The following is a 15,631-nucleotide window of genomic DNA, read 5'->3' as shown; positions in this document are numbered from 1 at the left end:
AAACTCCTTTCTCGGCTAACCTTGATTCGGAAAATAAAGACGAGTGACGTAGGCGAAGCTTCCTTTTTCTGCTCCCAGCACACGTTCCATAATATGCGTGAATGCTTCAACCTTTTTTTGGAGTTCTTCCTCCTCCCATTGAAAGATGCCTCGATCCAGCAAAAATTGTGACGATACGAGCAGGAATTCGATGGATTCCTTTGGGTTAGGTGTATGAAATACCCCCTCCTGAATGCCCTGCTCTACCACCTCGGCCAAAATGGGACTTAATCGAATTACCGTCTCTACAAGACTCTTTTGGTGCATCTCCACATTATGAACACTGTGCAATTGCTCGATGAGATCATGTTTTCTGCCGTCAGGCTGATTCTGCGCCATCATGATGCGAAAAATTTTGTCATGGGCGTTCAGTTTGGGGTCGGACACCACGTGTCTGGCTGATGCCTCCCCGCTCAGAATAAAACGCATAACGATGGCGTTCATGACCTCTTCCTTGGACTGAAAATAATAATAAAATGTACCCTTTGCAATGTTGCACGCCTGAAGGATATCCATGACCGTAGCTTTGGTGTACCCCTTTGTTATGAACAGAATCTCGGCGGCATCCAAAATCTCGTTCCTTCGTTCTTCCGGATTTTTTATCAATCTCATATCCTGGCCTCCGATACGTTCGACCGACTGTCGGTCTATTGTAGTCATGGAGTTCTTTTTTTAGAACCCCATTTCAGTCAACCATTGCGCCAAATGGCTTTCCCTTGTTTTTAGATCCTGACGCTCTCTTGCATATTTTCCAATATTCCTGTCTGCAACCAGCTTACCGTCCATCATAAACAGTACACGTTCCGATCTGGCAGCGACTTTCACATCATGGGTCACCAGCAGAATGGTTGTACCCGTTGCATTAATATCGCCCAGAATATCCATGATCTCATACGTTGATTTGGAATTCAGCGCCCCCGTTGGTTCATCGCCGAATAAAATATCTGGATTATTGATCAGCGCACGGCAGATGGCAATCCGTTGAAGCTGTCCGCCTGAGGCTTGGGTGATGTTATGCCCAGCAAGCTCATCAATCCCCATTTTTTTCATTAATGACATTGCCCGTGTATTAATCGTTTCTCTGCTGCTATTCTTGGCCAGATACGCGGAAAGTACGATATTGTCTAATAGATTCAGATTCTTGAGCAGATGAATATTTTGAAAGATGAACCCCATCTTGGTCAAACGTAGACTTGCCAGATCCCTCTCCTCAAATGCCGATATTTTTTTGCCATTAAAATAGACACTTCCAGCACTAATCTGATCCATACCACTTATGTTGTACAGTAAGGTAGACTTGCCTGAGCCAGATGGCCCCATGATGGAAACAAATTCTCCCTTTTTTAATTGAAGGTTGATATCTTTCAAGATGTTATGTTCTTCATTCTCGCCGATCGCTACGGATTTATTCACGTCTTTAGCCTCAAGTATAGTTGTCATCGTTGATCCTCCCTATTCGACAATCATTTTGGATATGCTCGTTTCCTTGATCGATTGGATGCTAATCCATGCCGTTAGTACAATCGTGCCTGCAAGTAACAATGGACACAAAATATATGCCTGTAACGGGTTAACAACAAAAACAATATTGGAAGCACCAAACGTCGACATAATGGCACTAACCAGCAACGGACCCAACGTATTGGACAATATCGTTCCAGTAACAACCCCTAAGATTAATATGACAAGGGACATCACGACATACTTGAACTTGATTTTAGACAAGGCAAACCCGAGACTTCTTAGTACAGCAATGTCGTTGTTGTCCTTGGCTACTAACATCTGAAGGAACAGTGCTGTAATTAAAATAGATATGAAAACACCGATGACCAAGGCCAGCATCGTCACCAATTTCAATTGTTGGATGGTTCCGCCTAACGTCTGATCCAGATAACCTTGAAGATCGGTTACTTTGGCTGGCGAGAAAGCAGCCTCATATTCAGCAATTTTGGTAGCCATGTCCCCGCGATTATTCAGATCCAAACTGACCACATACCACAGCACACTATCCTTGTTGTAAGGCAATAAGGCTTTCGCCGTTTTCCCACCATTCGTAACGTCCTGGTATATTCCGCTGACCGTCATCATCTGGTCCTTGCCATTAACGAGCAAGGTAAGTTGCTCACCAGTCTTCAGGCGCAGCTCGCTACTGTTTGCATCAGATAACGCAATTTCATTCTCGGTTGTTGGCGCATTACCGCTAACATAAGACAATGGGAAAATACTGAAATCCCCAGTTTCTACACTCAGATTGTCGTAACTTCCTTCCGCATTTTTAATCTTGAACTGGCTTGTTACCAATGGGGAATACGTTTTGATGTCTTTATCATTTTGGATCTGGGCAACCAGATTGTCATAACGCTGCTCCACATCGTCTGTGTGCCTCAAGTCAATGCGAATATCACTCTGTCCAACACCCATATAAGAAATAAAACTTGGCGCCTGCAAAGTGTTCAGGAAGTTGACCGGCACAATCATGATAAATGAACTGACTACAAAGACGAACAACAATAATCGGAACATCTTGATTCGCTGTATGACTTCCTTCAGACCAAGAAAGACAGGTACAGAAGACCAGCGATTGCGGGACAAACTAAGTCGGTTTCGAATGATCTGTGTATCTCCCAGGCTCCCGGTACGGAGAGCATCCACTGCGGAGATGGAACGAAAACGTCGCAGTACCGTTCGACAGAACAGAACAACCATGGCAAATATGATCCCTGCGGCTAATAACGGAATCGCGAAATGCAACAGGGTTGCAGGTGCTTTTCCCATATACAACATGATGTTGGAAACAAATAATCTGTTAACGCCAAGTGATGCAATGTAACCAAGCACGGAGGCGAATCCGGCCATAAATACATACTTCATCAGATACAGCCTCTTAATATCCTTCTCTGCGATCCCTATCGCTTTCATAACACTAATCTCACGATAATCCTCTTCGATGGTCGCAAGCATCGTGAATCGGATGCAAAGCATCGCGATCAGAATCAGCACAAGACTGACCAAAATAATAACGGCTGCAATAACTCCGTCGGTCATGGCATTCAATACCTGGAACAGCCCATAGGTTACGACTGGACCCGCGTTTGGAAGTCCGGCATTTTGGTAGGCTTGGGTAAATTCACTCGTCAGTCCGGGATCCGTCAACCGGAATTCGATGAGATACTCCATCTCTCCGATGCTCTGCTTCAGTTCCTGCAAATTTCCTGCACTCACAATAAAACGTTTGGAGTGCACAACTGATGGATTCATCTGAGCATCACGGACAAAATCAACGATGGTGTAAGAACGCTCAAATTGACCATTATCGATCCGAACCTGGTCGCCCACGCTCAATTTTTTTTGCTGCATGTAATATACCGGAACCGCGATCTCGCCATCGTTCACCTGAATAATCTCACTGTCCAAATTCAACAAATAGTCGAAACCCTGATTCTGTGTAACAAAGTCAATGTCCATAACGCTGTTCTTTTCGGACTCTGCTCCGAGAAACAGATTAGAGCCGTCAATGTTGACCATTTCCACAATCTGATGCTGCTGGACCATGGCATTTTCTTCAGCCCATGTATTCACTTTGGCCTGATCGAGTTCTCCGGCATGCATTTGCACAAAGTGTGGTGTTTTGGACTCAGAAAATAGATATTGGATGGAACTCGTCAGTTCCATAATCATTCGTGACCCCGAAGATACCAGCAAGGCGGCGAGCAGTACAAAAATAAATAACGCAGCCGTAATCCCTTTTTTTCTCGTTATATCGTTTCTCAGCATTCGTAGCAGCATAAACGAACATGGCTCCTCTCATCTACAAGTTGTTCCTATTTATCTGGAGTCATAAAGCTTGTCAGACAATGCGCCACCGTTGAAGGTTGATGCATCATGAACATGTGAGTACCCTCTTTGATGGTTTGAAGCTTCATGGATGTGTCAAAATATCGGCCCCATCTCAACGCTGATTGAAGGGTAACGGTACGATCCCGTTCTCCCCACAGATACAACACCGGCAATGAGAGCGGCTCATATTCAAGCGTTGCTGCAGATTCCAGCATCCTGAAATCCGCCCGGATGACGGGCAGAAAATAATTCAACAATTCTTTTTCATGTATCAGTTCTTGTGGAAGAGCTTCATAGGAAAACAGATGATCAATCAGATTTCCGTCTGACATCCGATCATAATTCTGCATCCCGCATTCGTCAGGCGTGTTGCAGGCAGATAACACAAGCCGTAGCGTTTTGGCTACATCTGGACGTTCCTGACATAAGCGCTGCGCAACAAAGTAGGCTGTAATCCCTCCCAGACTATGTCCAAATAACAGACTGCCGGGCTGTATAACATCCAGCAGCTTGCTGGTATACAGTTCTACGAGTTGCTGCATATGCTCCAGAGGTGTTTCGGTGTTCAGACCATGACCCGGGGGCGTAAACGCCCAAATTTCCGTGTCAGGAAGGTACGGCACTAGGGGCTGAAAACTGTTAGAGTTCCCACCGAGATAAGGAAAACAGACTATCTGTCTGTTTCCCTCCCCCTTTTGTAGCTGCTCCAAATAGATCGGTTCCATCATTTATCCACCACCATAATCAGGCTTACTTTCTTTCCAGGACATATGCAGGGAATGTCTGAAGTGAAGTATCCACATTTTTACGCTTGAAGATGACATGGATGACAATAGCCGATATTACGAAAAAGAAGAATTGCATAATCTGAACTTGCGGATTAAAGTAGTACAAATCAATTTGACTTCCTGTAGCTACAAGCCAGAATGCAAGCAGATAAAACAGAAGTGTACCTTTGGTTGCATTGAAGATATAACTTTGGAACACGATAAATGCCATAAGCTGAACAACGTAGTATATGTAAGTGGTTGAGGTGCCAAAAGAGGAAATCAAGTACCCCGGAAGCACCCATAATCCGAACAACAGGCCGGTAAGCAGACCACTTGTTATATTACTTTTTAACTTCCCTTGCAAAAATGGAAGCAAAAATCCGATCCAGCCAAACAGCCCACCAATCAGCCCCGTCTCCTTGATCAGATTCACAATCCCCAACCAGATCATTTCAGGTACACTATATGTCAACTCAGGGACCGGTATGCCGAATAACAAGGAACCAAAGTGCATTGTTGAGGCAAAGATGATGGAAATTCCAATAATGAGCGGTATCCAGAACAGATCCTGTCTGCGCGGAACCAGCTTCATAAACATTCCTTTTAATGCTTCCGTGCCGCCCATCACATAACATGTAATTAATCCGGCAATGGAAGGTGAATACAGAGCAACGATCGCAAGTGGATGCATCAAGGTTAACTCACCTGTTATGGGTACAATAAAATCCGCAAAGAACATGAACAAACTTGCGATTCCATAACATGTGCCAAAGGAAATTCCCAAAAACAAATACATATATTTGTTGGATGGGCTGGTTGCCGGACTTGTGACTGGACGAATGGATGCCTGATTAGCTGTAATCATAGTGCCGCCTCCTTCTCAGTCAACTTTCTCTCAATAAGATCATGCAAACGGTTAATCGTGCAGAAATTAGCCAAATCCAGATCTTCATTTGCGATCTCAATCTGGAATCTACGCTCTACAAAGTCCACCAAACGCATAGCAAAGAGCGAATTGACGAACCGCTGCTCAAAATAATTGTCATTATCATTAATTTGAGTGTCCTCATGATCCATGGTGAGGTTGTTCCCGATAAACTCCCGAATTTCCTGACGATAATCCACTGCCCTTCCCCCTTGTTATCGATGTTGCCCCTCGGGCACTAAAACCTCAATGTACTCTGGAAACTCTACAGCCTGCTGCAAATCATGATAAAACAGTACTCTTCCTTCCTGATCTGCAGATTGCTGCTTGAAACCGGCAAAGCGATAGCTGATATTCATCATCCGGTTCCTTCCGGTGTCCCTGAAGTCCGCAAGCATCTGTTTGCCCTGTTTCTGAGCTTCACGCATGATATACGTTAGCAGTACACTCCCTGCTCCCCTGGACATCACTCTGCAAGACATCAGAAGCATGTTTAGCCGCCATACTTTCTGCTGCATGTGAATAAGTGCAAGCCCAATTTTGCCATACGTTCCGTATTTGTCTTCGAGTTCACACACCAATAACATATGGTCCTGCGAGGTCATCAGTTGATGCAGCTCCTCGTAACTGTAGGTAATTCCCGTTGCATTTAGCTGATTGGTACGGACAGTAAGTTCCTCTGCACGTTGAAGATCATCCTCAGTAGCCTCGTAGATGGAAAATTTCATGCCGAGCGTAGCCAGAAATTGTTCTGAAGGTCCTTCATACTGTTCCTCAGCCTGTTTACGGAGCGTATCCGCCTGATACATCTGCCTTCTGCACGCAGAGTCGGCTGTAATGAATCGAGGCATCAGCCTTGGGTCATCAAGCATGGCTTCATATTGATCCGCATGAAGTACCTGGATGTCAGCATGTACAGTTTGCACTTCTTCCAGTTCAAAAGGTTGATCATCCACAAACAGAATGGCATCCATACCGATATTAATGTTCTGCTGAATCCGCTGAACAGAGACGGACTTCGCATCCCAATGGATTTCGGGATACAGAAAATATTCAGCAATGCCCAATTCGTTTAGTTTCGCCCAAGCTAGTTCTGCATCATTTTTACTGGCAACAGAGTGCAAAATACCTCGCTGGTCCAGTTTTTCAATCACCTCCTTTAAGCCCGGCTTCAGTTGCACATCTGCGGATTCAAGCAAAACTCCATCCCATATGGTGTGGTCCAGATCCCAAACGATGCATTTGATATCCTTGAGCTTTTCCATGGTCATGCCACCCTTCATCTTAGTAGGCATAGAATCCTTGACCCGTCTTACGCCCCCACTGTCCTGCATCAACCATTTTCTGCAACATCGGACAGCATCGAAATTTGGGGTCCTGATAGCTGTCGTACAATACTTTCAATGAATGCACGACCGTATCCAGACCAATCAGATCCGCCGTCTCCAGCGGCCCCATCTGATAATTGAAACCCTTCTTCATAATGGCGTCCACCTGCTCAGGTGTAGCGATTCCATCCTGTACAATGTACGCCGCTTCATTCATTAACAAGTGCGAGAGGCGATTAGAGACAAACCCGGGCAGATCCTCTATGACAACTGGACTTTTATCAAGAGTTTTCAAAAACGCTACCATCTCATGTTCCGTACCCTGCGTTGTATGATGTCCTTTGATCACCTCCACCATGGATTTAACGGGAACCGGATTCATCAGATGCACCCCAATGACTCGACCTGGGTCAGGCAAAAATGAAGCGAGCTTTGTCACGGAAATACAGCTTGTATTTAGCGCAAATAAAGCATCCGGACGAGCAGTGTGGTATAGTCGTGCGTAAACTTCCTTTTTCAACTCCAGATTCTCAGTTACATTTTCAATAATGATACTTGCCTCTTCCACACCTTCATCTTGTGTCTGGAACAAAATTCGTTCCATGATCTGATCCAGGGGCACCTGACCATACCCTTGCTTCAGGAAGCAAGCTGAACGATATTCACGACGTATAACATCAGGAGCGTGTTCGATGACCGACGTCGAAATATCCTGCAAAATCACACGATAGCCAGCCCTCGCGACATCCAGTGCTGTGGCACATCCCATCACACCTGCGCCAATGATTGCAATGAGTCGATTATGCATACCTAATCACCTCCTTATTGAGCTACCATCAGATCAGCTCGTCGTAGAGCTCTTTCATTTCTGCAAGTGCTGCTGGGACACGCTCTCTAAACCAGGCAACATCCTGCATATCAAGCAGGATATTCGGATACATCCGCGAGAGCGTAGATACCAGAACACCGTGCTCAGCAAGCTTGCTATTTAACAAAATATCAAAAGACATCAATTCAAACGTATAATCAGCCGTATCCGTAAGCGGTTCCGTGCAACAGTGATAAGAAGCACAGCCAGACGGACCCTGAACAATTAAAGGCAGACCTACCTTCACTGCTTCCTGGCAGAGTATGTCATGCATCATCTCAGCGTGGCGGTTCATGCTGTTCATCGCCTGTCCTCCATTGCGGCCCAACATTTCCAGCGTAGCTTTTACAGCAGCTGTACCTAATGGATAGCCATTAAACGTACCCGCATGAATTACTTTTTTGTCTACAAGCAACTTCATGATGTCCGCTCGGCCAACCAGGGCTGACACCGGAACTCCGCCACCGGCGATTGCCTTCCCAAGTGTAGTCAGATCGGGTGTTACACCGAATAACTGTTGGGCACCACCGAGTCCCATACGGAATCCTGTTATAATCTCATCAAAAATGAGCACGACCTGGTACTGATCACATAACTGTCTGACTTTTTGCAGATAACCCGGAGCAGGCATGACTCCGCCTCCATTTACGCAAACCGGCTCCATGATTACTGCTGCAATGTCGTCTCCATGCTGGCGAAATAGTTCCTCCAGACGGGCTGCGTCATTCCATGGCAGGAGGTAGGATTGAGATTCCATGGCATCCCTTGCCCTCCCCTTTGTTCCTTTCATGTCACCAGGATAGTCTGAAGGTACAGGCAAACCTGTACGTGCAGTCTTGCCACCCATAATATTGTCCGCATTGCCATGATAATGGCCTTCAAAACGTACAAAGCGATTTTTACCTGTCCACGCCCGGGCAAGACGAAGTGCATTCTGGACAATCTCCGTGCCTGATAACCCAAAACGAATCATTTCTGCTGAAGGTACATATTGATGGATCAGTTCCAGAGCCTCTGCATCCAAATCGCAATGACTTACAGAAAGAACACGGTCAATGGTATCCTTCAGACACTCGTTATACTCCTCGTTGCCGTGGCCAACAATGAGGGCACCAAAGCGGGCATATAGATCCAAATACTCGTTGCCGTTCATGTCCGTCACTCTGCTTCGGGAAGCATGCTTGAAATGGAGCGGCGTCTCTTCCCAAGGAAGGTGAAAATTATAGTGGACACCGCCAGGCAGCCATTGTTTCACCCGCTGATTGTACTGCATCATCTCCGTGATCATCCCTTATCGCCTCCCCCACTTGTCTGGTTTACTGCTTCATATCGCTCCAATAACCTGAACCGATCTTGCGGATCATCCAGCGAATAGGCTGCAGGCAAGGTCTTATTCTCAGCCAGCATATTTCTTACGCTCTGGCCTGGACCGATATCGATCCATACCGTCGCTCCCAGATTTTGAACGCGTGCCAATGCCTGATTCCAGCGAATAGGTTGCAAAAGCTGGCTGCTCAGCAGCTGAGGAATGTCCTCGGGTCCGCGAATGAACTCACCATGTACTGTAGAGCATATGGGAAACACCGGTGCAGAGAAGGAAATCCCTGCAAGCATCTCTTCAAGCTCAGGCTGAATGAACTGCATCAACTCGCTATGATAAGGTGCATCTGCCTTCATTGGCATCATACGAAAAGGAATGAATTCCCCACCGTAGCCATCCACCTGATCATCCAGCAGTTGAAGACCCTTCGCAGTACCTGCGACGACAAACTGTCCCGGTGAATTATAACCGGAGATCGTCACATACTCGTTCTGACGAATATTCTCGACTAATTCTTCAAGCGTTTCTTGGGTTACATCAACAACAATACCCGCTCTTCCTTTTTGCTCCTGAATGGAGCGATGCATCAACGCACCACGCTGAGCTGTAAAACGGATTCCATCAGCAAATCGCAATGCACCCGCCGCTACTAAAGCCGAAATCTCCCCCAAACTGTGACCTACTGCATAATCTGGAGTCATTCCAGTCCGGCGAACAAATGAGTCAAATAGAACGTAGCTTGCCGTCAGTACAGCAGGCTGAGCATATTCAGAGACCGTCAATTGATCCAGGGTCCCTTCCATAACCAGTGCCTTCAAATCAAATCCGATCACCTCGCTTGCTTCCGCAAAGATCTGATTCGCCTCCGGCTCACTGTCCAACAACTCGCTGCACATTCCGATATACTGGCTTCCCTGGCCGGGAAATAGCGCACAAAACGTCATACGCCACCGCCACGCTTGTAATAGGCTTTTAATCCGTAATGCGAGATCATCTCCTGCTGCATCTGAGAAGAACCTTCAATAATCTCCAGAATTTTGGCTTCCTTATACAGCCTGGCAACAGGATATTGGTTACTAATTCCGTTCGCACCATGCACCTGTAACGCATCGCTTGCAACTTCAACAGCAACTTTGGACGTAAAATATTTGGCGATTGTTGTCTCCATGGCAGCCTGCGGGTCCTTGGCTTCTCTCAGCTCGGCTGCCCGTAAACATAATGCTCGTGCTGCATGGACTTTTGTCACCGCATCTCCAATCATGCCGCGAATCAGCTGAAAATGACTCAGCTTCTGATCAAATTGCTTCCGCTTCCTTGAGTAAGTCACCATGGCATCCAGCGCTTCCTGCGCAATCGCCAGCCCTGCCCAGGCTATGCTATATCTGCCCTGATCCAGCGCCCCGGTTACGATGTACTCAAAACCTTCATTTAGACGTCCAATAATGTGATTCTTTGGTACACGCACCTCATGGAGATCAATCTCAGCTATACCTGTCTCTCCCGCAACCATGACACCTTCAATAGGTTTGGTCTGTACACCCTCGAACTGGCGTTCGACCCAAAAAGCAGTGCTTCGTCCCTGATTCGAGGCAATAATGATAAATACATCTGCCAAATGTCCAAACGTGATCCATTTCTTTTTTCCATTCAAAACATAACAGTCCGATTCTTCTCTCCACTCGGACTTTACACTTTTGGCATCCGAACCAACTTCCGGTTCAGTCAGGCCAAAGGCAGCAATCCATTCTCCCTTCACCAACTTGGGCAGCCAGGACGATTTTTGCTCAGGCGTTCCGAAACGTACCAAAGTTTCACTTACAAGTGAAGTATGCACCGTTAACAAGCTGCGAACGGCTGGAAGAGCCTTGCCAAATACTTCAGTCAACAGCCCGTACGCCCTAGGGCCGAGACCCATGCCGCCATATTCAGCCGGGATCGAGGCAGCCAAGTAACCTTTTTCAGCCATGGCACGGATCAATGTTCTGGGAATGGCTTGCTGCTCTTGAATGTGTAGAGCATAAGGACGAATTTCACGGGCAGCAAACAATTCAGCTTCATGAATGATCTCTTGCTCTATATCCACTTCAATCATTCGGCAACCCCCTCTTGAAGAAGAGATTCATTCAGATAGGCGGCGAACTCGGCAATTGTTTTGTATTCAAACAACGCAACCGGACTGATGTCAACTTGAAGATGCTTACGCGCACGGTTAATGATCTTGAGCGCCTGCACAGATGAGACACCAATTTTCAAAAAATTCATCTCTTCATCAATGTCCTCTGGCTCCTGATTCAACGCTGATGCAATCTCGCTTTTGATAAAAAGCTCAATTTCTTCTTTTGTCATATCATGACCTCCGTTCCCTGATTCACATCTATCCAATGTACATACGGCTCGAATGGATGTGCTGGCAGATGTACAATCTGGCCAGAGCCATTCGGATGTAACTGTTCCCAATCCAGCGCAGCACCACGTACATAAAGCTGTCCCAGTAATAAAGCAAGCTGATCCTCCATAGTAAGTATTGGCTCGGCAGACAGGCGGATGAGGCTCTCCTTGCCACTGTATTCAAGCTGCTGCACTGTCTGATCTGCAGCAATCATAATTACAATGTCGGCGCTTGCCATCTTGCCAGGTGTGTCTTGCAGACTGTCTAACGTCACTCTGTTGTTCACTGGAATGGATTGGCTTGCATGAGCGCTGTGATGTTCCTCGCCATCCAGATGTAAACTGGATACAAGCTCCTCTCCTGCAGCTATTCCTCGAATCTCCTGAATGGAAGGGACCAGACGTACAAGTGTCTCAAGCAATGTCACCCAATAGTTCAAGGTAGATACCTTATCTTCATTAGAATCGTCTGGCCGGATTACTTGACGAGCTTGAGCCTCATCTTCTCCGCGAATCTCATGCCCCCCAACCACAATATTGACACGAGCAGCTCGGTTTCTAGGCTTGAAGCCATACTCCATCTCTTCGATGTTCCACTCTCCGGTTGAGCTGACAGCTACTGCTGCACGATACCGATAATGTTTTCTATATCTGTTTCGGGTAAAACAAAGATCCTCTGGTGCCAGGTCAACATGTTTCTTCACATACTGCTCCGTGTTATCAATCAGCTTTTTTAAAGCATGCTCTGATTTGGCAGAGAACGTTAACAACTGGCCTCGTGCCGGAGCAACTGCACGGACAGGGGCTTTCCATTCCTCCAGCACAATGTGGGCATTCGTACCTCCCAGGCCAAATGAACTGATGCCTGCCTTCCGTGTTTTTCCTTCAGGTACATCCCACGTTTTATGCTCGCTAACAATATGGAACGGCGATTGGTCCAGTCGGAGGGCCGGATTCGGATTATCCATATGCAGACTTGGTGCCAGTTCCCCATGCTGCATACTGAGTAGAACCTTGGCAAGACTGGCTCCACTGGAGGCTGCAAATAAATGACCAATATTGGTTTTAACTGAACCTAATCCAATCGAATTGTCGCTTGTGCATCCCTTTTCCCGGAACAGTCGGAGCAAGGCATTCACCTCAATTGGATCTCCAATCCTTGTCCCCGATCCATGTGCTTCAATATAAGAAATCTCGCTCGGGTTTAGGTTGGCATCGCGATAAGCGGCACGGAGTACCTCATATTGTCCCTGAGGGTTGGGTGCCATAATGCCCAGGGAATATCCGTCGTTATTCACCGCTGTCCCGCGAATCACACCATAAACATGCTTATTGTTGCGAACTGCCTCTGTTAGCGGCTCCAGATATACAACAACAGCACCTTCTCCCAAGACTGAACCATCTGCTTCCCGGTCAAATACCTTCGTATGTTGAGTGGAAGAACAGATTCCAGCATTGCGCGATAGTTGATGAACATGCGGTGTAGCCAAAATGTTCGCTCCACCTACAACTGCTCCAGAGATACGCTTGTCCTGAATGGCCGCCACAGCTTGTGTCAGTGCTACCAGAAAAGAAGAACATGCTGTATCTATGGACAGTGCCGGCCCTGTAAAATTGTACATGTGTGAAATGGAGGCGGCTGCAATATTGGACATATTGCCTACCATAGCGTGAGAATGAACAGCCTTTCCAAGACTCCGGTTCATATAATCAACAACCAGATCGAAGTATGTGCTTGGGTTAATCCCTACATACACACCCACATCACGCTTCTCCTCATGATCCACGAGCATACCTGCATCCTCCAGCGCCTCATGAGCAACTTCCAGCAGCTTGCGATGCTGCGGATCCATAAATGCAGCTTGTTCAGACGGGATTTCAAAGAACTCATGATCAAACGTATCCGGTTGCTTCAGTTCCCCAATCCAGTCATCCCAACTGGGTTGCTTGGAACGTGTTGCACGCTCTAAGCTAACCCGGTCAACACTATCTAACCCGTTAACCAGATTGCTCCAGAACTGCTCTTGGGTGTCGGCATCAGGCAGACGCAGAGACAACCCGGTAATAGCAATAGCACGATGTACATTCAGGTGATTATCTGTTGTTTCAGCTTGTTCAAAGTCCTTCTTTTCTGCTGGAAGTTCCTGCAGATATTCCACCATCTCACGTACTGTACTGCAAAAAACAAGTAGTTCTTGTCCTAATTCACGCCCCATATGTGCAGACAGCTTGTCAAGTAATTGATAGGAGAGAATGGAATTGCCCCCAAGTGCGAGAAAAGAAGTATCCATCTCAATCTTTCCTGCGGGCAATTGAAGAATTTCGGCCCAGGCTTTACGTACGGTATGCTCCAAAGACGATGCGGAAACCGTCTCGTGTTGTTGTTGTGTGTTTTCGCGAATCAGCTCTTCAATGGCCTCGATGTCCTTGGTAAATACTCCACGCTCATATTCGTTTCTCAGCATGAAGCGCTGAACCTTGCCACTCGTCGTTTTGGGAATAACCTTGATTGGGAGAACATGGGTGATCTCAATGCCCAATCCAGCCCTCATACGTTGGATCAGATCCTGACGTACATCCAGAAACTGTGGAGTGCCCGATTTGTATTTAACAAATACAAGCAGCTCCTCTACTTGTTTGAGGCTGTTAAAGTGCCCGACTACCGTCAGATTCCCTCTAGGAATGCTGCTATTCTGGTACAAAATTTCTTCAAGATCATGCGCATAATGGTTCTGTCCCCGAATAAACACAATGTCCTTGATTCGTCCGCTTACAACCAGGGAGCCATCAGCCATATAACCCAGGTCTCCAGTGCGAAGCCACCCATCCATATACATTTCACGATTGACCTCCGGGAGACTGTAATATCCAGAGGTTACCGATTCCCCACGGATCTGGATTTCGCCAACGACCCGCTCATCCAGCACTTCACCCTGTTCATCCGCAATCCGGATTTGAATCCCTGTCATGGGATATCCTTCATGGACAAATTCGATCACATCCGAAGTATGGCTATCACTGCTAGGCAGCTGGACTGGCACAGCCCGCCCATCCTGCACCAGCCGTGAACGCGAAATACGTTCAATTCGCGGCTCTTCTCCCAGTCTGGAGGTACATACACCTACTGTCGCTTCGGCCATGCCATACGCAGGAAACATCATATTGGGACGATAGCCACAAGAGCTGAATTTTTTGACAAATCGCTCGATAACAGACGTTGATATAGGCTCTGCACCATTCAAGGTCATACGCAGTGAAGACAGATCCAGCGTTGAGAGCTTGGAATCCGGGATCTTCTGAACCATCCATTCGAAACCGAAATTGGTACAGCAAAACCATTTTCCCTGATGCTCCGTAATCTTGCGCAAGAACAGATAAGGCGACCGTACGAAGGTATAAGGTGACATCACCATGATGTTGGCTCCACTCAGGACGGGTGTCAGATGCTGTCCAAATATCCCCATATCATGCGTATGCGGCAACCAGGTAAACACATTATCTCCTTCTTCAGCTCCAAGAAAAGTCTTGCATGCAATACTGTTAGCGATAATATTGTGATTTGTTAACTGCACACCTTTGGGAACTCCCGTGCTTCCTGATGAGAATTGCAGGAACACGATGTCGTCAGGAGAGGTTGGGCATAGATCAGCCATCTGCTGGCCTGCTTGAAGCTGGTTCACGCTAATCAACATAAGATCTTTGAATACCGGACTTTTCGCAAGCTGCCTATACTTGGGTATGTAGGCTTCCTCGACGATCACAACCGGACGCCCGAGTACCTCCCACACTTTCGTGAATTTCTCCAGACCGGCTGAGCCTGGTTCCCAGGCGGCTGGAGGACTAACCGGGGCGACAATAATGCCCCCCAGCATACAAGCCCAAAATGTACGGTAAAATTCCTGTGACTGGTCAATTTCCAAAATAACGACCTGTCCTTGTTGAATGCCTTGCTCCTGAAGAGACTGCAGGTACTTGCGCGCCTGCATCAGTAATTCAGGATATGATTCAAACTGTTCGTCACCTGAAGAGCTGATATAGGTCATTCCCTTTTCTGGATGAGTATCTGCAATGTAGATTAACATCTCAGCCACTGTTGAATAATGCTCTGGCACAATCAGCTCGGGTCCTCGCTGTATGGATTTACTGGACATGTTG

General features: G+C 46.8%; 13 protein-coding genes. All 13 read right to left on the bottom strand.

Annotated features, from left to right (window positions below; genetic code table 11):
- Positions 1 to 15: 15 nt before the first annotated feature.
- From FE296_RS05415 to FE296_RS05355, 13 genes are read right to left on the bottom strand one after another with little or no spacing between them, the layout of a single operon-like run.
- A complete protein-coding gene (locus tag FE296_RS05415; protein ID WP_124115939.1) occupies positions 16 to 651 on the bottom strand; it encodes a TetR/AcrR family transcriptional regulator in 636 nt (211 codons plus the stop codon).
- A 60-nt stretch (positions 652 to 711) separates the two neighbouring features.
- Positions 712 to 1,479 (bottom strand): ABC transporter ATP-binding protein, encoded by a 768-nt coding sequence (locus FE296_RS05410; RefSeq protein WP_047843824.1) that lies wholly within the window; start codon positions 1,477 to 1,479, stop codon positions 712 to 714.
- 12 nt (positions 1,480 to 1,491) lie between these two features.
- Complete coding sequence (locus FE296_RS05405; protein WP_150364434.1) at positions 1,492 to 3,825, bottom strand: ABC transporter permease; 2,334 nt, start codon at positions 3,823 to 3,825, stop codon at positions 1,492 to 1,494.
- A gap of 35 nt (positions 3,826 to 3,860) precedes the next feature.
- On the bottom strand, positions 3,861 to 4,604 hold the full coding sequence (locus tag FE296_RS05400) for a thioesterase II family protein (protein ID WP_124115937.1): 744 nt from the start codon (positions 4,602 to 4,604) through the stop codon (positions 3,861 to 3,863).
- Positions 4,605 to 4,626: 22 nt separating this feature from the next.
- Positions 4,627 to 5,511 (bottom strand): hypothetical protein, encoded by an 885-nt coding sequence (locus tag FE296_RS32640; protein WP_190945037.1) that lies wholly within the window; start codon positions 5,509 to 5,511, stop codon positions 4,627 to 4,629.
- The gene (locus FE296_RS05390; protein WP_017687156.1) at positions 5,508 to 5,771 is read right to left on the bottom strand and encodes an acyl carrier protein; all 264 of its coding nucleotides are present in this window, start codon (positions 5,769 to 5,771) and stop codon (positions 5,508 to 5,510) included. The genes FE296_RS32640 and FE296_RS05390 overlap by 4 nt, the downstream gene beginning before the upstream one ends.
- A gap of 15 nt (positions 5,772 to 5,786) precedes the next feature.
- Entirely contained in the window at positions 5,787 to 6,836 is a 1,050-nt protein-coding gene (locus FE296_RS05385) for an HAD-IIIC family phosphatase (protein WP_150364433.1), read from the bottom strand.
- 19 nt (positions 6,837 to 6,855) lie between these two features.
- A complete protein-coding gene (locus tag FE296_RS05380; RefSeq protein WP_150364432.1) occupies positions 6,856 to 7,707 on the bottom strand; it encodes a 3-hydroxyacyl-CoA dehydrogenase family protein in 852 nt (283 codons plus the stop codon).
- A gap of 28 nt (positions 7,708 to 7,735) precedes the next feature.
- Positions 7,736 to 9,055: an aspartate aminotransferase family protein gene (locus FE296_RS05375; protein WP_150364431.1), complete on the bottom strand. Its 1,320-nt coding sequence runs from the start codon at positions 9,053 to 9,055 to the stop codon at positions 7,736 to 7,738.
- Positions 9,052 to 10,032 carry an ACP S-malonyltransferase gene (locus FE296_RS05370; protein WP_150364430.1) on the bottom strand — a complete coding sequence of 327 codons (981 nt, stop codon included), beginning with the start codon at positions 10,030 to 10,032 and terminating at the stop codon, positions 9,052 to 9,054. Before FE296_RS05370 ends, FE296_RS05375 begins: the two co-directional genes overlap by 4 nt.
- Positions 10,029 to 11,180: an acyl-CoA dehydrogenase family protein gene (locus FE296_RS05365; RefSeq protein WP_150364429.1), complete on the bottom strand. Its 1,152-nt coding sequence runs from the start codon at positions 11,178 to 11,180 to the stop codon at positions 10,029 to 10,031. Before FE296_RS05365 ends, FE296_RS05370 begins: the two co-directional genes overlap by 4 nt.
- On the bottom strand, positions 11,177 to 11,434 hold the full coding sequence (locus FE296_RS05360) for an acyl carrier protein (RefSeq protein WP_124115931.1): 258 nt from the start codon (positions 11,432 to 11,434) through the stop codon (positions 11,177 to 11,179). Before FE296_RS05360 ends, FE296_RS05365 begins: the two co-directional genes overlap by 4 nt.
- Positions 11,431 to 15,627, bottom strand: coding sequence for a beta-ketoacyl synthase N-terminal-like domain-containing protein (locus FE296_RS05355; RefSeq protein ID WP_190945034.1), 4,197 nt, complete (start codon positions 15,625 to 15,627; stop codon positions 11,431 to 11,433). The genes FE296_RS05360 and FE296_RS05355 overlap by 4 nt, the downstream gene beginning before the upstream one ends.
- Between the last annotated feature and the right edge of the window lie 4 nt (positions 15,628 to 15,631).

The sequence above is a fragment of the Paenibacillus sp. UASWS1643 genome (genome assembly GCF_008693195.1).
GTDB classification, from domain to species: Bacteria; Bacillota; Bacilli; order Paenibacillales; family Paenibacillaceae; genus Paenibacillus; species Paenibacillus amylolyticus_B.
The sequence above is the reverse complement of the archived record's forward strand: the minus strand, read 5'-3'. Positions and strand labels throughout refer to the sequence as shown.